This window comes from Sinorhizobium sojae CCBAU 05684, assembly GCF_002288525.1.
Taxonomy (GTDB): Bacteria; Pseudomonadota; Alphaproteobacteria; order Rhizobiales; family Rhizobiaceae; genus Sinorhizobium; species Sinorhizobium sojae.
In genome coordinates, this window is sequence record NZ_CP023069.1 from 88,687 (window position 1) to 114,222 (window position 25,536).

The 25,536-nt window shown below is 58.8% G+C and carries 14 protein-coding genes and 8 pseudogenes; 6 read left to right on the forward strand and 16 right to left on the reverse strand.

Annotated features, from left to right (window positions below; genetic code table 11):
• Positions 1 to 90: 90 nt before the first annotated feature.
• The 3 genes and pseudogenes from istB to SJ05684_RS30145 form a co-directional block, all read right to left on the reverse strand.
• On the reverse strand, positions 91 to 1,011 hold the full coding sequence (gene istB / locus SJ05684_RS27600) for an IS21-like element helper ATPase IstB (protein ID WP_014328473.1): 921 nt from the start codon (positions 1,009 to 1,011) through the stop codon (positions 91 to 93).
• Complete coding sequence (istA, locus tag SJ05684_RS27605) at positions 1,008 to 2,522, reverse strand: IS21 family transposase (RefSeq protein ID WP_014331811.1); 1,515 nt, start codon at positions 2,520 to 2,522, stop codon at positions 1,008 to 1,010. Before istA ends, istB begins: the two co-directional genes overlap by 4 nt.
• A 276-nt stretch (positions 2,523 to 2,798) precedes the next feature.
• Positions 2,799 to 3,143 (reverse strand): annotated as a pseudogene (locus SJ05684_RS30145) (transposase); the annotation flags it as partial.
• Between the two features lie 885 nt (positions 3,144 to 4,028).
• Here SJ05684_RS30145 and SJ05684_RS30760 point away from each other — a divergent pair.
• Together SJ05684_RS30760 and SJ05684_RS31130 are read left to right on the forward strand one after the other, a co-directional pair.
• Entirely contained in the window at positions 4,029 to 7,262 is a 3,234-nt protein-coding gene (locus SJ05684_RS30760; RefSeq protein ID WP_374193097.1) for a hypothetical protein, read from the forward strand.
• 20 nt (positions 7,263 to 7,282) lie between these two features.
• Positions 7,283 to 8,500: a Ulp1 family isopeptidase gene (locus SJ05684_RS31130; RefSeq protein WP_374193098.1), complete on the forward strand. Its 1,218-nt coding sequence runs from the start codon at positions 7,283 to 7,285 to the stop codon at positions 8,498 to 8,500.
• A gap of 141 nt (positions 8,501 to 8,641) precedes the next feature.
• Here the strand turns inward: SJ05684_RS31130 and SJ05684_RS29860 are convergent, their stop codons facing one another.
• The 4 genes from SJ05684_RS29860 to SJ05684_RS30765 all read right to left on the reverse strand — a co-directional run bounded on the left by SJ05684_RS29860 (position 8,642) and on the right by SJ05684_RS30765 (position 10,009).
• Positions 8,642 to 9,088 (reverse strand): hypothetical protein, encoded by a 447-nt coding sequence (locus SJ05684_RS29860; protein ID WP_015633423.1) that lies wholly within the window; start codon positions 9,086 to 9,088, stop codon positions 8,642 to 8,644.
• Entirely contained in the window at positions 9,085 to 9,213 is a 129-nt protein-coding gene (locus tag SJ05684_RS30875) for a hypothetical protein (RefSeq protein ID WP_280109819.1), read from the reverse strand. Before SJ05684_RS30875 ends, SJ05684_RS29860 begins: the two co-directional genes overlap by 4 nt.
• A 417-nt stretch (positions 9,214 to 9,630) precedes the next feature.
• Positions 9,631 to 9,870: a hypothetical protein gene (locus tag SJ05684_RS31205; RefSeq protein ID WP_490243281.1), complete on the reverse strand. Its 240-nt coding sequence runs from the start codon at positions 9,868 to 9,870 to the stop codon at positions 9,631 to 9,633.
• Positions 9,797 to 10,009: a hypothetical protein gene (locus SJ05684_RS30765; protein ID WP_223843498.1), complete on the reverse strand. Its 213-nt coding sequence runs from the start codon at positions 10,007 to 10,009 to the stop codon at positions 9,797 to 9,799. Before SJ05684_RS30765 ends, SJ05684_RS31205 begins: the two co-directional genes overlap by 74 nt.
• 226 nt (positions 10,010 to 10,235) lie before the next feature.
• Between SJ05684_RS30765 and SJ05684_RS27645 the strand changes: the two genes are divergently transcribed.
• A complete protein-coding gene (locus SJ05684_RS27645) occupies positions 10,236 to 11,042 on the forward strand; it encodes a glycoside hydrolase family 12 protein (protein WP_015633421.1) in 807 nt (268 codons plus the stop codon).
• A gap of 383 nt (positions 11,043 to 11,425) precedes the next feature.
• Here SJ05684_RS27645 and SJ05684_RS27655 read toward each other — a convergent pair.
• A pseudogene (locus tag SJ05684_RS27655) lies at positions 11,426 to 12,137 on the reverse strand (IS6 family transposase).
• Between the two features lie 347 nt (positions 12,138 to 12,484).
• Here SJ05684_RS27655 and SJ05684_RS27660 point away from each other — a divergent pair.
• A complete protein-coding gene (locus SJ05684_RS27660; protein ID WP_034859947.1) occupies positions 12,485 to 12,949 on the forward strand; it encodes a phasin in 465 nt (154 codons plus the stop codon).
• A gap of 307 nt (positions 12,950 to 13,256) precedes the next feature.
• Positions 13,257 to 14,008: pseudogene (locus tag SJ05684_RS27665) on the forward strand (IS6 family transposase).
• A 170-nt stretch (positions 14,009 to 14,178) separates the two neighbouring features.
• Here the strand turns inward: SJ05684_RS27665 and SJ05684_RS27670 are convergent.
• From SJ05684_RS27670 to SJ05684_RS31210, 8 genes and pseudogenes are all read right to left on the reverse strand, one after another.
• Positions 14,179 to 16,359, reverse strand: a complete 2,181-nt coding sequence (locus SJ05684_RS27670) for a prolyl oligopeptidase family serine peptidase (RefSeq protein ID WP_014857788.1) — start codon at positions 16,357 to 16,359, stop codon at positions 14,179 to 14,181.
• Positions 16,360 to 17,401: 1,042 nt separating this feature from the next.
• Positions 17,402 to 19,092, reverse strand: a pseudogene (gene nodU, locus SJ05684_RS27680) (nodulation protein NodU).
• A gap of 1 nt (position 19,093) precedes the next feature.
• Positions 19,094 to 19,722 (reverse strand): annotated as a pseudogene (gene nodS, locus SJ05684_RS27685) (nodulation methyltransferase NodS).
• A 344-nt stretch (positions 19,723 to 20,066) separates the two neighbouring features.
• Positions 20,067 to 20,524 (reverse strand): annotated as a pseudogene (locus SJ05684_RS27695) (transposase); the annotation flags it as partial.
• 31 nt (positions 20,525 to 20,555) lie between these two features.
• Complete coding sequence (locus SJ05684_RS27700; protein ID WP_014328799.1) at positions 20,556 to 21,953, reverse strand: IS1182 family transposase; 1,398 nt, start codon at positions 21,951 to 21,953, stop codon at positions 20,556 to 20,558.
• 55 nt (positions 21,954 to 22,008) lie between these two features.
• Positions 22,009 to 22,767, reverse strand: a pseudogene (locus SJ05684_RS27705) (IS256 family transposase); the annotation flags it as partial.
• 104 nt (positions 22,768 to 22,871) lie between these two features.
• Positions 22,872 to 22,970, reverse strand: a pseudogene (locus SJ05684_RS31135) (IS630 family transposase); the annotation flags it as partial.
• 211 nt (positions 22,971 to 23,181) lie between these two features.
• Entirely contained in the window at positions 23,182 to 23,358 is a 177-nt protein-coding gene (locus SJ05684_RS31210; protein WP_014857801.1) for a hypothetical protein, read from the reverse strand.
• Positions 23,359 to 24,780: 1,422 nt separating this feature from the next.
• Here SJ05684_RS31210 and SJ05684_RS27720 point away from each other — a divergent pair.
• The gene (locus tag SJ05684_RS27720) at positions 24,781 to 25,473 is read left to right on the forward strand and encodes a hypothetical protein (protein ID WP_080579325.1); all 693 of its coding nucleotides are present in this window, start codon (positions 24,781 to 24,783) and stop codon (positions 25,471 to 25,473) included.
• The last annotated feature ends 63 nt before the right edge of the window (positions 25,474 to 25,536 follow it).

Genomic DNA, 25,536 nt, shown 5'->3' on the forward strand with positions numbered 1-25,536 from the left:
TCCGTTTGGCAAACTCGAATAGAAACGCTGGACGCGTAGATAGCGAGGGTGATGAGATGTGATGGCTGTAGAGCGACAATCTGGCTGAGATCAGCGCGACAATCTGGATGAGATTCTGGTGTCGCGGTTGTCGGCGACGGTATCATCGTGATTGTCGCTGGCAAGGGCTTCGTTGGTTTCTGATTGTCGCGCAGCGTCGATCTCGGCGGCGTTTCTGATTGTCGCGAAGGAAGCCGGCCTGCCGCGCTGGCGTTTGGCTTCCATCGCGGATCGACGCCGGTAGCTTTCGACATTCATCTCAAAGATGGTCGCGTGGTGGACGAGACGATCGACGGCGGCGAGTGTCATGGCGGGATCGGGGAAGACCCTGTTCCATTCGCCGAAGGGCTGGTTGGCGGTGATCATGATCGATCGCCGCTCGTAGCGCGCGGAGATGAGCTCGAAGAGCACGCTCGTTTCCGCCTGGTCCTTGGTCACATAGGCGAGATCGTCGAGGATGAGCAGATCGAACTTGTCGAGCTTGGCGATGGCGGATTCGAGCTGGAGTTCACGACGTGCCACCTGCAGCTTCTGAACGAGCTCGGTCGTACGCATGAACAGCACCCGCCAACCGTTCTCGATGAGCGCGAGGCCGATTGCGGCGGCGAGATGGCTCTTGCCGCCACCGGGCGGGCCGAACAACAGGATGTTCGCTCCCTTGGCGAGCCAGCTATCGCCGGCGGCGATCGCCATGACCTGTGCCTTGGAGACCATCGGCACGGCGTCGAAAGCAAAGCTGTCGAGCGTCTTTCCCGGTGGCAATCGGGCCTCGGCGAGATGGCGTTCGATGCGGCGGCGATCGCGTTCGGCCAGTTCGTGTTCGGCGATCACCGACAGGAACCGGGCCGCTGGCCAGCCTTCCTTGTCGGCCCGTTCGGCAAAGTCCGGCCAAAGGACCTTGATGGCCGGCAGGCGGAGTTCATTGAGCAGCGTGCTGAGCGTGGCGGCGTCGATGGCAGGGGCGTTTCTCATGCGGCGTCCTCCAGATGACGCGCGTCGATCAGGGCCTCATAGCCCTGGAGGGAGGCGAGACGAACGTTGACGGTGGGCAACTGTGCCGGATCGGGCGCGAAGAAAGTCCTCAGCGCGATGATGTCCGGCAGTTCGCCCGCATCGAGTGTTTTAGCGAGCCGCTCTGCCAGTTCCCGCTCGCAGCCCCGATCGTGGGCCAAGGCCAGGAGCTCGACGGTGATCTTGCAGGCCTGCTTGTCGGAAAGCCGGTCGAGCAGGGTCTCGAAGGCCCTTCGGTATTCCTGCCGCGGAAACAGCTTGTCGCGATAGACAAGCTGAAGGAGCGCCATCGGCTTTTTGCGCAGCGAATGGATGACATGCCGATAATCGACCACCTGGTCGTGCTTGCCGCTGGCATGTGCACGCCCTCTTTGGAGGGTCATCAGATGCGTGCCGCCGATAAAGAGGTCAAGACGCTCGTCGTAAAGGCGCACGCGCAGCCGGTGCCCGATGAGCCGTGATGGCACGGTGTAAAAGACCTTGCGCAAGGTGAAGCCGCCGCTGCGCGAGACCCGCACGACAACCTCCTCAAAATCGCTGGTGCGCGTTCCCGGCAACGGCTGCAGCGCCGCCCGCTCGGCGTCGATGCGCTTGCCATAGCGGGCATTACGCCGGCTGACGATCTCATCGATGAAGCCGCGATAGCCATCGAGATCGTCGAAGTCACGGGTGCCGCGCAGCAGCAGGGCATCGCGGATCGCATTCTTGAGGTGGCCATGCGGGCTCTCAATCGCACCGTTCTCGTGGGCAATGCCCTTGTTGTTGCGGGTCGGCGTCATTCGGTAGTGCGCGCAAAGCTCTGCGTAGCGCCGCGTCTGGTCCTCCTTGGCATCGGCATCGAGATTGCGGAAGGCCGCCGACAGGCTGTCGCTGCGATGGTAAAGCGGCGCGCCGCCGAGGAACCAGAGAGCGTTCTGCAGCCCTTCGGCCAGCGCCACGAAGCTTTCGCCACCGAGGACGACGTGGGCGTGTTCGAAGCCGGAATAGGCGAGCCGGAAGTGATAAAGCAGGTGATCGAGCGGCTGGCCTGCGATCGTGATCCCCAGTTCGTTCATGTTGGTGAAGTCGGAAAGCCCCAGTCGGCCGGGCTCATGAACCTGGCGAAAGATGACTTCCTGCTCGTCGCCATTGATGGCCCGCCAGGCACGGATCCGCCGTTCCATTGTCCGGCGAACGCCTTCGCTGAGCTCAGGATGGCGGCGCAACATCTCATCGAAGACGGCGACCGGACGAATGCCAGGTGCCGCCTTCAGCAGCGGCACGACCTCGGCATCGAAGATGTCGGCGAGTGGATCGGGACGCCGACGGCCGCGCGGCTTCTTCACTTGTGATGGCAGTTGCGCGTTCTTCTCGATGCGATAGGCCGTTGCTCTGCTGAGCGACGCCTTCGCGGCGGCGACCTCAACCCTGTGCTCTTGTCGTAACTTCATGAAAAGCCTCATCTGATGATCGGTTATGTGACGACCTGGCACAAAGGTGGTTCCCCGTTCTTCGAAGAACCCAACGTACCGGTCGAACCGCAATCACCAGATGAATCGGCGCGGCAGCAGCGGTAGAACTCCGTTCGGGCTACGCCCTCTCTGCGTTCCACCGCTGCTGCCGAGTCTCATCTTGATTGACGCTTCGTCTCATCTTGGTTGTCGCGCTGCAGTGATGGCAAACCGGTCGAACCGGGGATTGGATTAATCCGACATTCTCAAGGCGCTTCGAGCGCGTTAATTTGATTGGAACCCGATCTGCGGACTTCATCAGGGCCTGCGGCTGTATGTGCCGCCTCGTAAAGGCCGGACACATGGCTTGCACCCGACCAGGACGGCATCACAGATTTTCTCTCTTGCTATAAACGGCCGTAGTTCAGCCGTGAGCGCGGGCTCGCGCGCAACCTCCTCACGCCCGAGCGGGGCGTCGTCCATGGCGGAGGTATCTAGGGGAAGGAAGACCGTATCGGCCGTGGGCGGCAATAAACCCTTCTTCTTCAGCTCATGCCGCCAAGCGTAAATTTGCTGCCGGGTCACATCGTGCCGATGTGCAACCTCTGTGACCGTCGCACCGTCGAGCCCAACCGACATGACAACGTCGAGCTTCTTCTCGTCACCCCAACGCCTGACGTGTCTTAGGCCATCAAGGCGCTATCCGGCAGGCGGTGCCAATCGAGTGCTTACCAAGGAAAGGAGGTCTCACCCGGCAATTGCAACAAATGGCAGGAGATGGCGAAACGGTCACCCCGTCGCTTCCCGAACCTGTCTGGACCGGCACGGCTTGCGCCGATGTCTCGGCGCCGTTGAGGTGGAAGCGGGCGAAAACCATCGAGGCTCGCGGCGGAGACGTTGTCCAGCCGCATCAAGAAGCCGGATATACGTCAGCAGTTGTGGCCGTCGATCCTGATCAAGCCGGTCGTTGCAATCGGGCGGGGGTCCATATACGTCCACATATGGGGTCCGGACGCCGATCGGCGTCCCAAGTGCTTGATGGGTCAATGTTCAGCGTCGATTTACAAAGATGTTGTGCTGCGCAGCGACGGCGCCGACCCGCCTAGACTCCATCAGTGCCGCGTCCTCGGGAGCAGGAACGGGGGAAATATGGATCCTGATCATGGCCTTCCGCAGGAAGCAATTCCTCTGGCCAACTGCCACCCTTCTGCGACGCAATGGGCTGGAGATAGTCCTCGCCGCGAAAGCTGGCCGTACGCCTCACCGATGAGGAGCAGTATTTTGTCTCTGAATCTTCGGTCTATCGGCTGTTGACGGCGAAGCGCGCAGGCACATGCGCCATGCTGTCTTGGCGCGGCAATTGTCGTCATCAGGTTCTCGATAGCTTCCCCATTTAAATTTAACAAACATACAGGGCTGATCCCCTTGGAAGAACATCGGCTGCCGATGCTCCCGGTGCATGCCTGCCAGCGCTGTAAAGGGCGGTTTGTTGCTGACTGCCGGCATGTCAGATCGATAGCCCAGGTTCATATTTGAGAAGAGGACGGGATGGATTTCCCCTCGACCAAGTCGGTGCATGAACAATCGGACAGCACGGGTCCGCAAGAGAGCTCACCCGCGGCTCCGTCTGCAGCCGCGGCGACCTTTGAGCGGCAATTGAAAGAGATCGGCAGTTCAGGTGGGGGTGGTGGAGCAATGCCGGCCGCCGCTGCGCCGCAGCCGACTCAGTCAAAAGGGATTCTGAGAAGGCTCAGCAAAAGCCCCCTTTATTCCCAGGATGCTCCCCTTATTTTGGGGCTTGAGAAGGCCCTCATCAAGGGCGGGGCCGCCGAACGCACCGCCAGGGGCTATGTACGTACTCTTCGCAGCTTTGGCCAGTGGCTCTTCGCAAATAACAAAGATCCCATTGCTGCTCGGCTCGAGGACGAAGACCCGCTGACCGCTGATGCGCGCGAGTTCATCGGAAAGGATAATCCCTTAAGACTTCTTGCGGCGATAGTTCATCTCCGAACCTCGCAGTCGACGGGCGGAGTCGTGCGGATCGCAGGCCGCACTGAGTATCATCCTTATCCCCAGGACGCGGCTCTCATCGAAGAGTACAAAAACGAAGCAGCGACAGATCCCGGCAAGAAGGATGCAAGCAGGAAGGATGCAACTGCTCTTCGCAGTTTCAGCGACTACCTGCGTGACAACAACAGGCCGGGCATTGCTGCTGGGCTCGGCACGTCGTTTGATGGAGATGTCGAGAGCTATAGGAAGGTCGCCGGTGCTGATTCCAGGATTGGTGCCGCACTGGCTCGTCTCCGAAAATCGCAGGCCGGCGCCGAGGCCATGGAATCCTCGGCGCCGCAGCCGGCTCAGTCACCTGGGATTGCGATAGGGCGCGACAATCGGCCTCTTTATTCCGAGGATGCTCCCCTTATTTCGGGGCTTGAGGGGGCCCTCATCAAGGGCGGGTTCAGCAAATCCGCTGCCGAGCAGCACGGAGGTTCTCTTCGTAGCTTTAGCCGTTGGCTTTTCGCAAAAGAAAAACCGAGCATTCGTGCTCGGCTCGACAACCAGTCGCTGACCGATGGCGGTGAGGTGCTCGAGTTCACCGGACAGGGTAATCCAAAGAGACTCGTTCAGGCAATCGACTATCTCCGGACCTTGCGGTCGACGGGCGAAGTGCCGATCTCACGACGCGCTAAGCTGAATCCTCACCCCCAGAACGTGGCCCTTATCAATCCCGAAGACACGGTGCTGATGGAGCCGAGGCGCGTCGACGCCGCCGCTGCGCAGCACAGCGCGTCGCAGAAAACTGGCAGTCGGCCAGAGGAGCTTCCCGCGGAAGGCCGCGATCAGGATTTGCTTTTGGGGCTGATGGACGAACCCGGCCCGTCGTCATCTCTCGAGCCAGCCGCGCGCCATGACCAGGCACCGGATCCCGGAGAGCCCGACCGCCAGCAGTCCCCGGACGAGCCGATGGCTGCGCTTGCCAGGAGCAACCGCCTGCCAAGCAAGGAGGTCCTCATCAACGACGAGCATGACACAGCTGAGTTGAGGCCAGCGAAGAGGCAGAGGACCCTAAACAATCCGCAAGGCGTTGCCGGCGAGCGGCAGCTGGGCGAGATCGCCAATTCAGGCGGCCAGCCGACACCGGCGCCTACCCATCAACAGGGTACGTCGTCATGGGAGACGCAGCCGATGCTGCTGCGGAGCGGCTACGAAGATGTCACGGCGCCGCATGCGGTCGCGACGTACGTCGGGGACGCCGCTGCGCAGCACAGCGCGCGGCAGCGAGCTGTCAGTCGGCCATTGGTCCTCTTGGAAGGTTACGATCAGGATCTGCGCTTAATGGTGGAAGACGGCCCATCGTGGCCCGACGTTCCCCCTGAGCAGGCGCAGGACATAGTCCAAGCTGGGCAGGAACCTGCCTGGCCGACCGTGGAAGCAGCGCCAACGCACTCTGCCAGGGCTCGCTCAAACACCTACGGCGGTCTTGAGGTGTCGTTTAATCCGAATTCGCCCGCATCATTTGAGTTGCGTGACAATGCTTGGAGCCCGGCGCCTGGCTTTCCGCTGCCGTTTGCCGGGCCGGTACCGGGGCATCACCAGGGCGCTCGACAGCTCGGCTCGCCGCAGGGGCTTTCTCCGGTGTCCGCCCACTCGGACGATGACGCTTTGGCGTGGTTGAGCGAGGAGCTTGCGCGGCAGATGCAAGAACCGGCATCACCATCAACTGCCAGGGCTCAGGATCTCTATCGTGGGTTTGAGGCACTGCTTGATCCGGATGCGGCCGAGTTGGATGACAGTGCTCACTTTGCGCCAGCGCCTTCTGCCAGGGCTCGCTCAGACACCTACGGCGGTCTTGCGGTATCGTTTAATCCGAATTCGCCCGCATCATTTGAGTTGCGTGACAATGCTTGGAGCCCGGCGCCTGGCTTTCCGCTGCCGTTTGCCGGGCCGGTACCGGGGCATCACCAGGGCGCTCGACAGCTCGGCTCGCCGCAGGGGCTTTCTCCGGTGTCCGCCCACTCGGACGATGACGCTTTGGCGTGGTTGAGCGAGGAGCTTGCGCGGCAGATGCAAGAACCGGCATCACCATCAACTGCCAGGGCTCAGGATCTCTATCGTGGGTTTGGGGCACTGCTTGATCCGGATGCGGCCGAGTTGGATGACAGTGCTCACTTTGCGCCAGCGCCTTCTGCCAGGGCTCGCTCAGACACCTACGGCGGTCTTGCGGTATCGTTTAATCCGAATTCGCCCGCATCATTTGAGTTGCGTGACAATGCTTGGAGCCCGGCGCCTGGCTTTCCGCTGCCGTTTGCCGGGCCGGTACCGGGGCATCACCAGGGCGCTCGACAGCTCGGCTCGCCGCAGGGGCTTTCTCCGGTGTCCGCCCACTCGGACGATGACGCTTTGGCGTGGTTGAGCGAGGAGCTTGCGCGGCAGATGCAAGAACCGGCATCACCATCAACTGCCAGGGCTCAGGATCTCTATCGTGGGTTTGAGGCACTGCTTGATCCGGATGCGGCCGAGTTGGATGACAGTGCTCACTTTGCGCCAGCGCCTTCTGCCAGGGCTCGCTCAGACACCTACGGCGGTCTTGCGGTATCGTTTAATCCGAATTCGCCCGCATCATTTGAGTTGCGTGACAATGCTTGGAGCCCGGCGCCTGGCTTTCCGCCGCCGTTTGCCGGGCCGGTACCGGGCATCACCAGGGCGCTCGACAGCTCGGCTCGCCGCAGGGGCTTTCTCCGGTGTCCGCCCACTCGGACGATGACGCTTTGGCGTGGTTGAGCGAGGAGCTTGCGCGGCACATGCAAGAACCGGCATCACCATCAACTGCCAGGGCTCAGGATCTCTATCGTGGGTTTGAGGCACTGCTTGATCCGGATGCGGCCGAGTTGGATGACAGTGCTCACTTTGCGCCAGCGCCTTCTGCCAGGGCTCGCTCAGACACCTACGGCGGTCTTGCGGTATCGTTTAATCCGAATTCGCCCGCATCATTTGAGTTGCGCGACAATGCTTGGAGCCCGGCGCCTGGCTTTCCGCCGCCGTTTGCCGGGCCGGTACCGGGGCATCACCAGGGCGCTCGACAGCTCGGCTCGCCGCAGGGGCTTTCTCCGGTGTCCGCCCACTCGGACGATGACGCTTTGGCGTGGTTGAGCGAGGAGCTTGCGCGGCAGATGCAAGAACCGGCATCACCATCAACTGCCAGGGCTCAGGATCTCTATCGTGGGTTTGGGGCACTGCTTGATCCGGATGCGGCCGAGTTGGATGACAGTGCTCACTTTGCGCCAGCGCCTTCTGCCAGGGCTCGCTCAGACACCTACGGCGGTCTTCCATTGGTTGATCTGACCGCGCCCGCACCGTCCCCATTGCGCGACGATATCGTGCGGCGGTTTCCGATCACCTCGTCCGATGCTCAGATCGGGGCGTTGAATCCGATAGCCTTGTCCCACAACCGCGGGCTGGTGCTCGAGGATACGGAATGGCTGGGCGACGAGCATATCCTCAGGGATTACCAGCTTCAGGAGCTGGATTTGCAGAGGAGCGATTCGGATCTCGCCGCCCGGACGCGGTTCGTAGATCCCCTCGAAGCGCTGCGGCTGCGCCTGGGCGCGGAGAGCGACGTGCTACGCGTCTTCCATCGCATCGTCCATGATCGGCGTGATAACGATACAGCCGACTTCCTGTTCCTGCCAGTGAACGATGCCAGTGCTACGGACCGCGGCAGGCATTGGTCGCTGCTGTTCGTTGATCGCAGCAACCGGCAACGGCCTGTCGCCCATCACTACGATTCCTACGGGAGATACAACGAGACGCATGCAAGACAACTCGCAGAAAGGCTGAACCTCGCCCTGGAGCCAGCCGGCATGGCCCAGCAGCAGAACACTTATGATTGCGGCGTCTTTGTCGTGGACGGCACGCGGGAGCTGGTTAGGCAATTGGCGCAAGGACGGGAGCCAGACCTGCTGAACCTCAGCAACGTCGTTGCCAATCGGCAGGCACTGCAAGCGCGACTCAGGGGTTGATGTCGCCGTGGGCGACCCTCGCGGCGCTTCTCTTTGAGCTTGAATGACGGCTGGAAGAAGTTCACCAGCAGGCGCGCCGCGGCGTAGAGACGTGCCATCACGCGGGCCGTCTCGACCCCGAGAGTGGAAGGAACCGTGGGGTTAGGCGGCGAGAGAAAACCGGCCATCCTGCAGGCGTCCATCGAGCACTGCTACTCTCGTCTGGAGCACGCGCTGCGCGCCCTGTGGTGACCATCGCATTTGTCGACGTTTGTTCATGCGCCTGTTGACCAAGGCATTTGCGGATGATTGCGCACGCGAACTCGACACGGGTAGCCCCTGCAGCGACCGTTTGGCGTAGTTCGGCATGGAAGATTGGTTGATTTCGAGATACCTGTCGAATTCGATGATCATCTGTGCCAAGCGATTGATCTTCGCGACGACGCGTCGGGAATGCTGTTTGCGATCCACGCGGCGCAGTTCGCCAGCCGCCGCACATAGTAGCCAGCGTGCTGTCGTGACTTTTCCGCACCACAACTTCGCTCGCATTTGATCGAGATCGCGGGCAGCAAACTGGAACTCGAACTGACCGGCTTCGTCCGCCTTCACCAGCGATCGGCAAGAAGGTGCTGAACGCGCATCGATCCGTGAAACCAGTCCAGAATGTGCACCGCGTCGGAGTTGGCCGCATGCCGGACCGCATCGGCCAGCGACGGATCACCATCGCTGAACACAACAATCTCGCGTCCTGGCAACCAGCCTTGCGTCCTCAAGCAGGCGCGGATTGTCTGGTGTCGCGCAGTCTTGACGTTTGGCATCGTTGCGAAATGCGAGGGGCTGCGACCGGACGCCTCGAGGCGCCCCATGACGACCTCGAAATGACGCGTCTGGAACCCGGAACTGCTCGGACATATGTGCCGTCCATGAACACCGAGACCAGGCCTTTCGTGGCTCGGCTCATTCGGTATGGCGCCTTGTTGTCACGAACCTCGATCTGTTCAGCCACTCGTCCAAGACATGATCGGACCGCGGTATGGTTGCTCATCCCGCTTGTGGGCCCCGTCGGCTCGAAGCTGTGATTTTGGCCAAGTTGAAGAACGATTGGTGAACGTCAGGGTTTGGCCTGAGCTTTGAGCAGCATGGCAACGTTGTCAGCGGTGAACTTGACCCCTGTGATCGGGAATACGCTCAACGGATATAGGGTATTTCGGCCGCCGCGGATCAATGCCGGTGATCCGGAAGCGTTCGCCGCCAGCGATAAACTCGCGTTCGAAGTCCCTCCAGGCCGTACCGTTCGGCCAACACGGCGAACATCTCCTATCCAGATTGGTGGGCTTGCCATCTGGCGTGGGAATGCTGATGCGGAATGCTGGTTTCGAATGAGAAGCCAGGTTTCAGGCCACGCCACCCGGTACTTTCGATGACCAGTCCGTGATCTGAAGCGATCTGCCTGCAAGCCTCAAGCATGCGGGCCTGAATCTGCTCGCAGGCGGCGGATGTCAAACGGGTGATGCGGTTGGCCTTGCTCATTCGGAAGCACCGTTGCGTACCTGATAGACCGTGCCGGCGTTGTCATCCGAAAGACGGCAAACCCGGGCGCGGGTCCACCTTTCTCCTCGAGCTCGTCAGCTTCTCGAAAGCCAACCTTCCTAGCATTCCAATCTAGTCTCTATGCCGATACCGCCTATACTGAACTTGGGTACCCGCTGGGCGGATCTGCAGGAGACTTTGTCATCATAGTAGAAAGGAGAGCTTTATGGATTCCAATCGGATAAACGGTGGCGCCGCGAAAGGATCCCCAACGGGGTACGTCCGGACACAGGAGGATCATGATCTATTTAGGCAGGCCGCGAATGAAGCCGGGTCATTATCATCTGCCGCGCTTGTATCGGCACGGGCTCCGATTTGGAGTTCGCACGCTCCATACGGAAGCTTTTCACGCGATGGCTACTCTTGGAACAACGACGTATGGGGCCCGCGCCCTGGGCCTCAGACGATTTCGGTGAGTGGAGTCAACCGGTGGAGCGTGTGGTCGGACCAGCCTAATACTCCTGGCATCAAGAGCTACCCGCACGTGGCTTTCAATATCGGGAAACCGCTCAGTTCAATCAACACTCTGAGCTCGAGCTTCAATCAGGAAGTTCCCACTGGCGGCGCCTGGGATGTCGCCTACGATATCTGGGACAGCTCAAACAAGCATGAGATAATGCTCTGGACAAACTACACCGGAAACTCGGACGGGAGCGGCAACGTTAAGCCCATTTCATATCATTATGCCCCTTCCGGTGCGGCCATTCCGGTCTACAGCAATGTCAATGTAGGCGGAGCGACTTGGAACGTGTTTGAAGGTGAAGGGCCCGATGGTCACAAGGTCATCTCACTGCTGCGCACTTCGAAGACCAACAGCGGGACAGTGGACATCAAGAGTATCCTGCAGTGGATCAAGTCGAAGGGGTACTTTGGCGACATAGAAGTCGGTAGCGTCCAATACGGCGTCGAGATTACCTCGTCCCCGGGGGGAAAGAACTTCAATTTCAACAACTGGTCTGTGACCTCGAAGTGAAGATCGGCGCGGGGGGCGCGCAGGCGCGGCGAGCGGCGGCACGGGCAATAGGGGAAGTTCGAAGAATGGCCGATGCAAAGGAGCCATTTTCGGCAATGTTGCACCGGCGTATCTATCGAGTGCCGGATGCGTCCTTTCGCAGCAATAGAGCTGGCTAACCCTGTTGCGACCAACTCCCGTGACGTAGCGGATTTAAGGACTGCGCGGCGGTCTTCTTGCCCCTCAAGATAGCGTGGTGTGGTTTTGCAGTTAATCGTAAGACTCGTACTTCAATAGTGAAGATGCTCGAAGATGCCACGACGGACACTTTCCCGGGAAGAACTCTTCGCGGCACTGTAAAGTTATCAGCGGATTGATGCAGCGATAGCTGGCGCGGACGGCTGTCAGGCTGCGGCGACACACGCGATTTTGCTCCAGATTTGCATGGCGGCGTTACGCAGGTCTTGATGTTGAGCCGATGACAGCGTATTGCGGGGAAAGTGGAACAGGTTGGCAATCGGATCATGGAAACGAACCGCTGAAGCTGGCGTGCCGACTTGAAGCGTTTCATGGTCCTTTCGCGTCGTCGGGTCGGCTGGTGCGAATTTTCCGCTCGATTATTTAGGCCTTGTGCGACCGGTGTTCGACACCGGGCATGAGGTCGCGCCTGGCGGCATCATAGGACCGGAGCTTGTCGGTGATCATGACCCGTGGTGTCCGCCCTTGAGCCTTCAGCAACTTGCGCATCAGGCGCTTTGCCGCCTTGGCATTTCGGCGGCTTTGCACCAGCACTTCGAGGACGAAGCCGTCCTGATCGACGGCACGCCAGAGCCACTGCTTCTTGCCATTGATGGCCACCACACATTCGTCGAGATGCCATTTGTCGCCCAGGCAGCCGGCTGACCGTCGCTTGATCTCCCGGGCGAAATGCCGTCCGAATTTCTCCGCCCAGCTTCGAATGGTCTGATGCGTGACGATGATGCCGCGGGACGCCAGCATGTCCTCAACCATGCGCAGGCTGAGCGGAAAGCGAAAGTAGAGCCATACCGCGTGCGCAATGATCTCAGCGGGATAGCGGTGGCGACGATAAAGCGGATCACGAGCAACTTCTGACATGGCCCATGTACGCACATCTTCCTCAGCCGTCGGTTAACTTTACGGTGCCGCTGCCATCGATTTTCATCGTTCTCAACCGCATGCCGAGGTGTGGACGCTCGGAGTCTGTCCGGCATCAAATCAGGCAGGCATAACCGACAACATCCAATGCGTTCGATTTCATATCCGCGCACCAACGCGACATTTGCGCATTTTACGGCGTGATTGGATGACAGCATCCGACGATGTCGGACATGCGACACAGTTGTGTTCGAGCCATCGTATTGTTCCGAAACGATTTCTCCTTTGGCACGGCATATGCATAGCATTCGTAGGCAACAAACCATCGTAACCAGAAGGATCCGGAAATGTCCAAGCCCGCAGACAAGCCCAACCAACCCGCTGAGACCGTGGAATTCCAGGCAATCGACCCCAGCAAGGCCGCCGATCAGTTCCGCGCGGTCGCCGAAAAGGGCATCGAACAATCGCAAGAAGCGCTTGCCAAATTCCAGTTCGGCGTCGAAGAGACCCAGAAAGTGCTCAAGTCGACCTTCGAAACCGCCAGGTCGGTCGGCAATGAGCTGTCGCTGACGACGATCGCCGCGCTGCGCGCCAATGTCGAAGTCGATTTTTCGCATCTCGAAGCGCTGTCCGGTGCGAAGTCGCTGTCCGAGATCATTGAGCTGCAGACCAAATTCCTAGGCAAGCGCGTCGAAATGGGAGTCGAGCAGGCCAAGGATTTTCGGGCGCTCACTACCAAGGCGGTTACCGATATTTCCAAATTGGCCAAGGACGTCTTCGACAAGTCACTCAGGGATCTCAAGGCCGCCTGATAGCTCAAGCGCCCGGAAATACCCGCGTGAAAACGTCCAATGGGCAGTGTAACTGTAGCCGCTTGCCAACATAACGGCTCGTGCTCGCCAACATCGGCATTTTCTGCTCAGATTATCTGACAATGGAGAACGTGCCCTGCTCACGCTCTTTGCCAACGTGCTCGCCAACATCCGAGGCTGCTCGCAAACGACGGCCACGTGCTCAGATTAATTGCCAGCGAGAGCGTGGGTCAAGCCGGCACGCCTGCCTGACGCAGTGGCACCGTAAAGTTAACCGACGGCTGAGGAAGATGTGCGTACATGGGCCATGTCAGAAGTTGCTCGTGATCCGCTTTATCGTCGCCACCGCTATCCCGCTGAGATCATTGCGCACGCGGTATGGCTCTACTTTCGCTTTCCGCTCAGCCTGCGCATGGTTGAGGACATGCTGGCGTCCCGCGGCATCATCGTCACGCATCAGACCATTCGAAGCTGGGCGGAGAAATTCGGACGGCATTTCGCCCGGGAGATCAAGCGACGGTCAGCCGGCTGCCTGGGCGACAAATGGCATCTCGACGAATGTGTGGTGGCCATCAATGGCAAGAAGCAGTGGCTCTGGCGTGCCGTCGATCAGGACGGCTTCGTCCTCGAAGTGCTGGTGCAAAGCCGCCGAAATGCCAAGGCGGCAAAGCGCCTGATGCGCAAGTTGCTGAAGGCTCAAGGGCGGACACCACGGGTCATGATCACCGACAAGCTCCGGTCCTATGATGCCGCCAGGCGCGACCTCATGCCCGGTGTCGAACACCGGTCGCACAAAGGCCTAAATAATCGAGCGGAAAATTCGCACCAGCCGACCCGACGACGCGAAAGGACCATGAAACGCTTCAAGTCGGCACGCCAGCTTCAGCGGTTCGTTTCCATGATCCGATTGCCAACCTGTTCCACTTTCCCCGCAATACGCTGTCATCGGCTCAACATCAAGACCTGCGTAACGCCGCCATGCAAATCTGGAGCAAAATCGCGTGTGTCGCCGCAGCCCGACAGCCGTCCCCGCCAGCTATCGCTGCATCAATCCGCTGATAACTTTACAGTGCCTCGCTTGCATACCGCCTTGCGCGTCGGGCATATTGCCGACGGGTGAAATCAGTCCAGCCCATTGTGGTCTCCGTTCGTCCTAAGCAAACAAACAGAATCACAACTGGCTGATTTCACTCAACTCTTTTTCGGTCAGGCTCTAAGGCTTTACGCACTCACTTATTATCCATGAGTTTTTGAAACATGTAGGTGTATTCGAGGGCGTAGCGGCGGGCGTGTTCCTGCAGGTTGGCGGCGGCGGCATGACCGCCCTCGATATTTTCATAATAGTAGAAGGGCAGGCCCATGTCTTCGAACAGGGCGGCCATCTTGCGCGCGTGCACTGGGCCGACGCGGTCATCCTTTGTCGAAGTCTCAAAGAAGGGTTCCGGATACGCTACGCCCGCCTTGACGTTGTGATAAGGCGAGATCGAGCGCAGGAAGGCGCCTTCAACCGGATCGTCGGGACTGCCATATTCGCCTTGCCAGGAGGCTCCTGCCGACATGCGGGTGAAATTGACCATGTCGAGAAGCGGCACCTGGATCACGACTGCGTTCCACAGGTCGGGGCGCTGGATCATTTGCACGCCCATGAGCAGGCCGCCGTTCGAACCCCCCATGATCCCGAGATGCGGTGTCGAAGTAACCTTCTTGGCGATCAGGTCCTGCGCAACGGCCTGGAAGTCGTCATAGACGCGCTGACGATTTGTCTTCAAACCGGCGTCGTGCCATTTCGGGCCGAATTCGCCGCCGCCGCGGATATTCGCGAGCGCGTAGGCACCACCCTTTTCCAGCCACAGTTTGCCGAGCACCGCCGAATAGCTGGGCTGCATTGGAATTTGGAAACCGCCATAGGCATAGAGGATGGTCGGGTTCGTGCCGTCCAGCTTGACGTCCTTGCGCGCTACGAGGAAGTATGGAACCTTCGTTCCATCCTTCGAGGTCGCCCAGAACTGCTGTGCTTGCAGGCCTCCGGCATCGAAGCGTTCTGGGGTCGAAGTGATCTTCTCGACTTGGCCGGTTGCAGCATCGGCGCAAAACAGAGTTGAAGGTTCGAGGAACCCTTCTGAGAAGACGAACAACTGATCGCTCTCATCGTCGCTAGACGTCAGGGACAGCGTCGAATTTTCCGGCAGAGCCAGCTTGAAAGACGACCAGCCGCCCTTGCCGAAATCGAAGCTGCGCACCTCGCTGGTGACATTCGATAGGATCGACAGCACGAGACGATTTTTGGTCTGGGTAGTGCCTGCGACAGATTGATGCTCGTTTGGCATGAACAGCACAAGCGGTTCAACGCGCGCTGGATCGGCGAGCGCCGCCTTGAGATCGAAAGCGATAATCGCACCATTGTGGAAGACGGTGCCTTTGGCCGAGGTCCAGTCCGACTTCAACCAATAGATTGCCTGGCCCTTGTAGTAGCTGCTAAAGACGGCCGTGGTCGGTAGGGGCAGGACCACCTTGCGCGTATCGGTGTGGCCGTTTGGGTAAAAGGCTAGTTCGGTATTGAAGAAGTCGAGGCCGCGATACGAGGTGTCCATAACATACTTGCCATCGATGTCGCGTAGCACGCCGCGCTCAGCCGAGACGTCCTTCTTTTGGCCGCGGAAAATCTCGACCGCCTGATCCAAGCTCTGGCCGCGCTTTACCACCTTGGTGACGTAGGCATAGCCGGAAGAGGTCACTTCACCCAGCGTCCATTCCCGGGTCACGTAGATGGTGTTCTCGTCCACCCAGGTCACGGACTGCTTGCCTTCGGGTAGGACGAAGCCTTCCTTAACGAATTCACCCTTGGCAATGTCGAATTCGCGGACCACATCCGCATCCTTGCCGCCATCGGACAGGCGGATGAGGCAGAGATTGCTCGTGGGCGGCAGGCAGTCCCCGCCTTCGAATACCCAGGTCTTGCCCTCGGCCTTGGATAGCGCATCGACGTCGAGAATTGTGCGCCATTGCGGGTTGCCGGACCTGTAGGACTCCCAGGTCGTGCGCCGCCACAGGCCCTGCACGTGCGTGCCGTCCTGCCAGAAGTTGTCGATCATCCCGTTGCGCGCGAAGCTGGGCGAAGCAATGCGGTCGGTCGCCTGTAGGATCGTCAGAGCGTCGGCCTGGTACTCGCTGTAACGCGGATCTTTCGACAGCTTATCGACGGTCGAAAGGTTATGCGCCTCGACCCAGGTCATCGCCTTGTCGCCGTCGATCTCGTTCAGATAGGCGCGAGGATCGGAGGCGTCCTTGGAAGCTTTGTTGGGGTTGGAATCAATCGCCGTGGCGACGGTGGTCATCTGGGGCTGGGCGGGAGCCGTCATGGTGACCATAGTCATCGCCATCATCAAGTTGTTCAGAAATGTAGTGAGCATGGTTTGCCTCTTCGAAAGCCTCGATAAACGTATTGGAAGCGTTTAAAATCAACCGCTTCGCACCCTTCTTAGCAAAAGCTGTGCCAGTCTGTGTGGGCAAGAGCTGTGCCAGCCCGGTTTTTTCGGGGTCATTGGGAGGCCGTTGTAGGAGAAGTGGCACTGTGTGTCGCAACCGCGAAACGGCGTTGGACGACGTCGGGCGCGGTCGGATCCGGCACTTCAGGGAGTTCGCGCTATAGGGTTGACTCGGGATTGTCGACACCCAGCCTTGCTTTGTGGAAGAACCGCGCTTCTGCGTATGAAGAGCCGCGCCGTCAGCGGCAATTTGGTCAACAAGCTCGGGGGATTTTTCCGAAAACCTGGTAGGCCGGTCAATTCGTCATCCCGGACTGTCCACCCAAGGGCGCACTCCAATAAGGGTCAAAGTTCAGTGCCGATTGACACCTCCGCCAGACCGCTGTCGCTCATCAGGCCGTCGGGGACCCCTCAGGAGCTTCCGGATATCGGACCTATCATTGGCGAGAATTGGCGCCACGGCTCCGAACCAGCCTAGAATGTCGTGATCGACGTACTGGTAGATATCAATCTACTGCCAAACCAGTTCGGTCCAAGGCAAGCTTCCACCTTACCTTGACCGTGCACTAGAGAGCGAGCGCCTCATGCCGGAAGCCGGGCGCCCGACATATATCAACATCCGCGGCGTGCCTTATAGGGCCGAGTTGCTGGAAGAGAACGGTCGCTCACGGGTTCGTATTTATCCTGTGACTGGCTGAGGAATGCGCTTGAGCTGCAATCTCGGTTGTCAGCGGAGCCGCCCCAGCCACCGTCATAGGCCTGCTCGTACCAAGGGCGCTCATAGGAACTGCCCTGCGCAATGATATACGAGCGTTTGGTTAGATCGAAAACGGCGAACGGAAGTTCAACTTGTACATTCGATCCAGGAGTTCGCTGCTCCCCAGTGGAAGAGTGACCTTTCGCCGTGGGGCAGCAACCTTATGCGTTGACATACACGTATCTTGCGCGAAGCCCGCGCCCGATAGGATCACGCGGTTGCGGACGGTTTCCTGTATAGCATGCCGTCGCACCATACGTGTTCAACGCGGCCCCACTCGCAGGCTGCGGCTGCACTTGGGAAGAAGCCACGCCCATGGTAATTGGCACTTGTGTTGCAAAGCAACGGAATGCCCGTGAGCTTTTCATATTCGACAAGTACCTCGGCGACCTTATGCTGAGAGTTCCTAGAAATGGTTTGCAGCCGCGCAGATCCGTCAAGATGTACAACTGCAGGAACTTTGTCCTGCCACGGCATCTTCGTCTGGTGATCGAACAACATGTATGGATCGGGCGTTCCGGGACTAAATATATCCGGTGCACGGTCCTCCAGACATATTGGCGCAACTGGCCGGAAGTGTTCGCGGAATTTGATTTCGTTAAGATGATCTTTCATTTCCGGCGAGGTCGCAGCCGCCAGAATGCTTCTTCCTCCCAGTGCCCGTGGTCCAAGCTCGCTGCGCCCGGAAAGGAAAACCACGGGTTTGTTGCTGGCGAGGATGGCGGCCACTTCCGAGATGCTGCACGGGCTAGCATGCCACCCAGCTGGTACTTCGCCTGCTTGCAGGCTCGGGCCGCTGTAGACTGACCAGTCTAATGGCACGAACCCTTGCTGGGCCACTATTTCACAGCAGGCTGCACCAATCGCAGAGCCGCTGTCATTAGGAAAGGGCGGTACCCAAACCGAATCGAACAGGCCTGTCTCGCGCAGCGCACTGTTCCATTTAATATTGAGTCCACAGCCGCCAGCTATGCACAGATTGCGTGCTCCCGGCAGGGGATGGTGCTGCAAGGCGTTCGCCATTTCGTCAACGAGGAGACGTTCGAGGAAAAAATGAGACGATGCAAGCACGTCTTCGGGCGCCTCTGCCCCAATTGGAGCGCGCTCGCAGCGAAAAAATCGTGCACGGCCGCAAGTGAGGATTCCGAGTTGTTGATGTTCGCACGGAAGGCGCAGGCAAGCGCAGTATCGCCGGCAAAGTGTTCTTGATAGAGCTTTTGGAACACAGCAACGATGCGTACGTGAACTGATCCCAGTGCGATAAAGGCCATCAGTTTGCCGGCAACGCCAAGGTCCCAGCCCCCGCGGCTCGTCTGCTTATAGGGGCCGAAGTAGTGGCCCGCGGCAGCGTAGGCCTGACCTGTTACCGGGAACAAGGATTTGACGAAGCTGGCTCGCTTGCCTTCCACATGGTAGAGCTGCGGAAATATGCAGCCGTCCCACACCAGGCAAAGCGCAGGGTCTCCGGATTTGGCAAAGGGGCTGGTGCAGTATGCAGAGGCGACATGGCTCGTCACATGCGGATAGCTTCTGTAGCTAAAAACCCGATCACCAAGTGTGAGGCCGGAGCCGCCGATCCAATCGAGAAGTCCCTCGGCGTGACGTTCAACGTAAGGCGCGCCTCTGAGGATAACAGGAGTCTCCCCACTGAGGACCTTGAACCGCGACTCGGCCTCACCGTCCCAGCCGTCGATGACAAACTGATCAACATCTCTTGCATTGACCCCGTTTTCCGCCAGAGCCGCCACAACAGCATCGAGATTGTTGATTTCTTGATAGCGCGAATTGTTATTCCGCTTCTCCTGCTCAGTACAGAAGACGAGCCTTCCATCCTCGACAACGGCGATAGCCCCGTCATGGGTTAACTTGATGCCACAGACGCGCTTAGTGTCTCTATCCAAATCAGGTAGTCGATTTCTGAAAACGGGAAAGCAAGCAGTCTTCATTGACCGATGCGCCGCGGCAATAAAGCTGCTCCACCTCGATCAACGTTTCGTTCAACATCGCGATGACGGTCTCGGTACCGGCCACATGCCCCCAGCGCCGGCAATTAGCATCGATTGCGGATCCAAAAACCATGTGCCCACTTGGCGCCAGCATGCTCACCAGGTTGTGAACGGCGGTGCGTATCGCGGCTACATCCTCGAGATAATAAAGAACTTCGGCCACGACGATCAGATCGAATAGCTGCTGAGTCGAGAACTGTCGAACGTCAGCGACTATCCAGTTGATGTGAGACGATTCCTTCATCCGTTGCCTCGTTCGAGCAATCGCTCGCGGCACCACATCAATCACAGTCAGCCGCTTGCAATAAGGCGCCAGTTTTCCGTGAATGCGCCGGCCGCGCACCCGACTTCGAGTGCGTTGGTGATAGGACCTTGGGAAAACGACAACCGAAGCATCTGCGAATGTCGCTCCTGCTCGAACGCATTGGCGTCGAGCCGCCATGGGTCCTCCTCCGCCAGCTCACGGTGCAATAAATGATAGTTGTTGACCCGCGTCAAATTTGGCTCCGAAACACTGTGCACGATTTTGCTGGGTGGGGAGAGCGAGGCGAATCCGGAGGCGTGGAATGCACGCGAATTCCCGAGAAAGCGGTCGCCGGCAACGATGGCTCCGTCAATACTGCTACTTGTGGGCCCTTGAGTTCGCTCGAAGTAAAATCGATTTTTGTGATGCCAAACATCCAGGTTATGGAAGTTTCGCCAGTTCCGGTCACTCCAAGGGCGGGCGTGTTGGGGGCTGCTCGGCTTGATCGCATTCGTCTGGAGTGAAGAGTTGGAGTAGTCGCCCGATCGTTGAGAGGATGGTGTCCCGATGGGTGGTGTAGCTCGCGCCTGATGGCCGTGCTTTCCGGCAAGGGCCGGAGGGGATATCAGCGTGCGACTGCAGGCAGGCTGATTTGCGGATCATCGCTCATCGACGCCATAGTCTCAAGTGTCATATACCTGGCCCGCTGAACGGCCCATTCGTCGTTTTGCTCGAGCAGTAATGCGCCGACGAGGCGGACAATGGCTTCGTCGTTGGGAAAGATGCCGACGACCTCGGTGCGGCGCTTGATCTCGCCATTGAGGCGCTCGATTGGATTGGTCGAGTGCAGCTTTGCCCGGTGCTCTTTCGGGAAAGTCATGTAGGCGAGCACATCCTCTTCGGCATCATCCATAATGGCGGCGAGCTTCGGCACTTTTGGTCTTATCTGGTCGGCAACATTGCGCCACTGCGTGCTGGCAGATTCCGCCGTACCTGGGCGAATGCCGTGGCGATGAAGGCGGAGACGACACGCCTGCCGCTCTTTCCGGCATGCGCCAGCACATTGCGCATGAAATGAACCCGGGGGCTGTTGAAGAACCAATCGTCGGCGGAGCTATGCGGAAGCCACCGACAAGCCAATTCCAAAAACTTTCCTTTGCCTGAAGGGATGTCGGGCTGAACTGGTAGCTTCTTGGCTGTACACGAACAGCAAAATTGACAGAAAAGCACTCGCCAGTCGTTTCAAGTTGACTGCCGCAGCCGTCAGATAGGCTTGGATTTTCATATTTATGAGGCCGCGCCGGATCGCTCTCGATAGCCCGTGCCAAGTCTTCGCTTCGCCGTGATATCCCTCTGAGCGCCAGCGGTGACGCTGGTACAAAGCTCGGTCCTCGTCCGACCATCGTTCTCTTCGGCGACGAGCTCGCAGGAGTGCCGGATAGTCATCGCCGAGCACTACCGCCTTGTTCACACGGCCATTGGAAAGGCAAAGTCGCGCCAGATCGCAGTGCCGACAGTCGGCCGCGCGAGATGTAAAGAAGCGCCCATGTTTAACGGCACGGCCCGCCTTCAGCATCTTGCCACGCGGACATTTAAGGGTGTCGTGCTTGGCGTCATAACGAAAGCGGCGCATAGGCACAGGGCTACGGATTGGCTCTGCCTTTGCCGGAATAACCGCTTCGATCGCGCGTTGCTCCATTCCTGCGAACACCTTAGCATACGCATAGCCGGCGTCGGCCGTTGCCGTTTTGATTATCGTGCCGGTCATCGCGGCGACCGCGTCGAGACGACTGAGTATGACTTGCCCCTCATTAATCTCGCCTGTGGTGACCTCCACATCTAAAATTACGCCGCAAGCATCATCCACCACGGCATGTTGCTTGTAGGCCGGCTCCAGTCTCCGATTACGCCCGTTGGTCGCCATGGACGCGTCAGGGTCGGTGACGCAGACTTTCTTGTATTTGCCTGTTTTGCGGCTTTTTCGTTCGCTCTCAGCGGCTTCGTTGGCGTCGGTGACCGCATCTATATGGCGGACCGCAAGACTTTCCCAACTGACGTCGGCCCGAATGAGTGAGGCGTCGACATGAACGACCTCACCCTTGGCGACTTTGGCCGCTACGCAGACCTTTACCGTCCGCTCAAAGATAGTTCGGAAACGTTCTGCACCCCAGCGCTGACGGATACGGGTCAACGACGAATGGTCCGGGAGAGCTTCGTGCAGACCGAAGCCGATAAACCAGCGAATAGCGATGTTTACCTGAGCCTCGCGCATCAGCCGACGGTCATGGACAATTCCGAGAAGAAAGCCTGCAAGCATCAGCCGGACTGCTACTTCCGGGTCGATGCCGGGTCGGCCGAAGCCCGCCGCATAAAGCTCAGCCACCTCCTCGTGTAGCCAGGAGAGGTCGAGAACTCGATCGACCTTTACCAATACGTGATCGTCAGGGACCAGATCCCGAAGCGAGCCGCACATGTACAGTTCAAGCTGATCGCGTTCCTTACGGCCGAGCATCGTGGAGGCTCCAGAGAATCAACGACTGCTCAATTGAATCAGATACATAGCACTTCTTCAACAGCCCCACCCGGCATCGTTGCCAGGTGGCGCTGAGAACCCTGGTAACGGCAGCCTTGAGTCCCTCATGGGCGTCGGAGACGACGAGCTTCACGCCGCGCAAACCTCGGCGCGTAAGCCTGCGCAGGAACTCCGTCCAGATCGGCTCGGCTTCGGATGTGCCAACTTCCATGCCCAGAACCTCGCGCCGGCCATCGGTGTTGACGCCAACGGCGATGATGACGGCAACGGAAACGATGCGGCCGCCACGGCGGACCTTCAGGTAAGTGGCATCGATCCACAGATACGGCCAGTCGCCTTCGATCGGTCTTTCGAGGAACGCTTTGACCTTGCCGTCGATCTCCTCGCACAGCCGGCTGACCTGGCTCTTCGAAATACCGCTCATGCCCATGGCCTTAACCAGGTCGTCGACCGAGCGGGTCGAGATGCCCTGCACATAGGCTTCCTGGATGACCGCTGTCAGAGCCTTCTCCGCCATCCGACGCGGTTCGAGGAAGCTTGGGAAATAGCTGCCCTTGCGCAGCTTCGGAATGCGAAGCTCGACCGTTCCGGCGCGTGTCTCCCAATCCCGGTCGCGGTAGCCGTTGCGTTGCGCCAACCGCATCGCATTCTTCTCGCCGTAGCCAGCACCGGTCGCACTGCCAACCTCCAGCTCCATCACCCGCTCGGCCGCAAAGCCGATCATCTCACGCAACAAATCGGCGTCAGCACTCTTCTCAACAAGCGAGCGCACGTTCATCATATCGTCGGTCATCGGTGGTCTTTCCATCAGGTTGGTCTTGAACAACCCGACCCTACCGGAAAACACTGGTGACCACCGCTATCGAGCTACACCACTCCCTGGGACGTCATCGTTGAGAGGCTCTCGATGGATCGTTCAGCGGCTTTTCTCAACAAGGCTTTGAGCTTTGAGAGTGTGTATTCTCGATCGGGTGAAATCGGGCCATACGGCGGGAGCTATCCAAGGGAGGCGTCCATGTCGAAATCACAATTGGGTGGATATGATGAAGAACGTGTTCCAGGCGCATGTGGCAGATGCGTCTGGGATTCCCAGACGGCCCGATCGATCCTGCGCCTGTTGAGGGAGCAGCTGTTCTTGCTGGACGGGAGGGTGGCTGCTAGACTGGGAGGTCGCACCAGCGCCTATGAAGGCCGCCGCTTCAGGATGTCAGGATACGAAATCCGCGTACTCTTGTGTGCTGCTGGCGATGCGCCTGATGTCGCCACCCAAGAATCTCCTCACTCCTTCCTTGAAGGAAGCTCGGCCGATCTCGATAATTGAAGACCAGACAAAACAATCGAGGCTCAGTTGTCTGAGGAACGCCGGTTCCTTTGACCCGGCCATTTCAAGCTCTCCCAGCGGCCGTGTGCGCTCTCATGCGCCATGTCTCCAGCATCATCCACCGTACCCGACTTGATACGCATTCATCCATGGCGTGGATCTTTGCCATCCAAATAAACAGCTATCGCAATCTTCTGAACGGCGATAGAGAAAGTTGACTTAAACTGAAAGAGAGAAGGCGAAATTCTTTCGCGATCGCTTTTAGACTAGAGGTGCTCTGATGCCGGGAACTCGGTAACTTGAGCTGGGTCCGACCCGGATATGAATGACGAGCGGAACTACCGATCAATTTCTCGAAGTCCTGGAACTACACGATTGGACTTGGCGGAGGGTCGAACTGTTGCTTCTCCCAGACGCCGCGACCGCATCTGCGTGAGACTCTCAAGAGCAGGATTAGGAAGTCGGCCTGACGGACATATGCAGAATGGTTCTCGATACTGGAACAACTCAAACGTGGCGGGATCTGCGCCAGTTTGCGCCGTAGCCGGTCTTCCGAGGCGGGGTCCGGAGTATCCTCGGCGCGTCGTCACTGATACTACTCCCGATGGTCGGGAGGGGATTTCGCCAATCAAGCTGGGGGAGACGACGATAATCCTGGATCTACACGGGCAAGGGCTATCGGTGTCAGCGACCGCCAAACAGATTGGCTATGGATCGCAAGAACGCGCGCAAGTACGTCGAGCGGGGGCTAGAGGCTCCGAAATATGGCCAACGCAAGCAAAACACAATGTTTGGCGACCGGCTCGCGACCTATCTTCGCGAACGCGTGAAGGCTTGTCCCGTCCGGACCGCGCGGCGGCTTTTCCGCGAGATCTCGGGTCTCGACCGTTTCTGCAGCTATACAGCGCTATCCGGGCTGACAAGGTGACCGGGCTCGAAACCGGCGCCCGCAACTACATCACCAAACCCTTTGCCTCGCCGGAGGCCCTGGCCCGCGTGCGTGCCGCGTTATGCGGGCCGCCGGAAGCGTCACTGCAACAGGATTTTCCATTTCGATGTCTGGCGAATGGGCGCCGCTTGCATCGAGGAACGGATTGTAAACTCAAGCTCTCTGCGAGTTCACTCTTCTGATGGCCTTTCTCAAAATCAGTGTCCTCTCGCATGAGCAGCTTCTGGGGATGATGCGCGTCAATTTTCCCTTAATTCGCGTCTTCGCCAGCTCGCCAGCGGGCTGGTGGATTTGCATCGCCTCCTTTCGTCATATGGAGGGGACCATTTCAACCTTCGCAGTGCTTGCGGTGCGCTCCCCTTCACAACCAGTGATCAGAATGCTCCAAGCACTCCATGGGGCGGTCCGGAGCCGAGGTCCACACGCCGGGACGATACCGCAATGCGGCTGTGTATGCTGGCACGCGATCACCAGCAAAAAGGCGCTTGTAGAGACAATGTCCCCCAGTCCATGTTGAGGAGGGGAGATATTCGACGATGGCACGTTACGATGCCCGGCTGAGGGGCATTGGAAAGGCACATGCCTGCAGCGCGTTCGCAGGCCACGATTTCGAGGGTAGGAACATTATGAAGACACCGTGGAAATTTCTTGCTCAATTGGCGTCGCGACGACGATCGGCAAGCGTGCAAGAGAATTTTATTGCGCCTGACACTGATCCCGAAGTGATCGAAAGCGAAACGGAAAACAAGTCGCCACTTCCGTTCGACAAGCCAACGCAAGCTTCTGGCACTCCTGATCACGATTCCGCGGTTGATCGCGGGTCGATGTTTTCGGACCAGCTGGAAAGCGACCCCAATCCCCTGCAGGAAATGAACCTCACAGCTGACATTCAAGAGCCTGGAACCCCTGCACGAAGTGAAACCAAACAATCGGATGCGGCTGGGAAGAGGCTGGGGCCGCAAAGCCAGACAAGCGCAAATTCCCAAAAGAAGCCGGAGATCAGACGTCGAGAACGCTCCAAGAACGCGCGCGCCGAGGGGGTTGCGCAGAGCGCTGTCGCCACAAATGAAGCTGAGACCGTACAAACCTCGTCGTCCGGGGATACTTTCTTCAACGAAGTGGCAATCCTCGACGAGGAAATCAAAGAGCTGCGACGTCTGCTGGCTCAAAAACTTTATCTGCAGAACGCTCAGCTCAAAAAGATGCTTGAGCGTTTCGACGCCTCGTGAGTTCGCGTCAACTGACGCCGGACCGAGAAAATGCTGCAGGACGTTATTCGCCGCGAGTTCCGA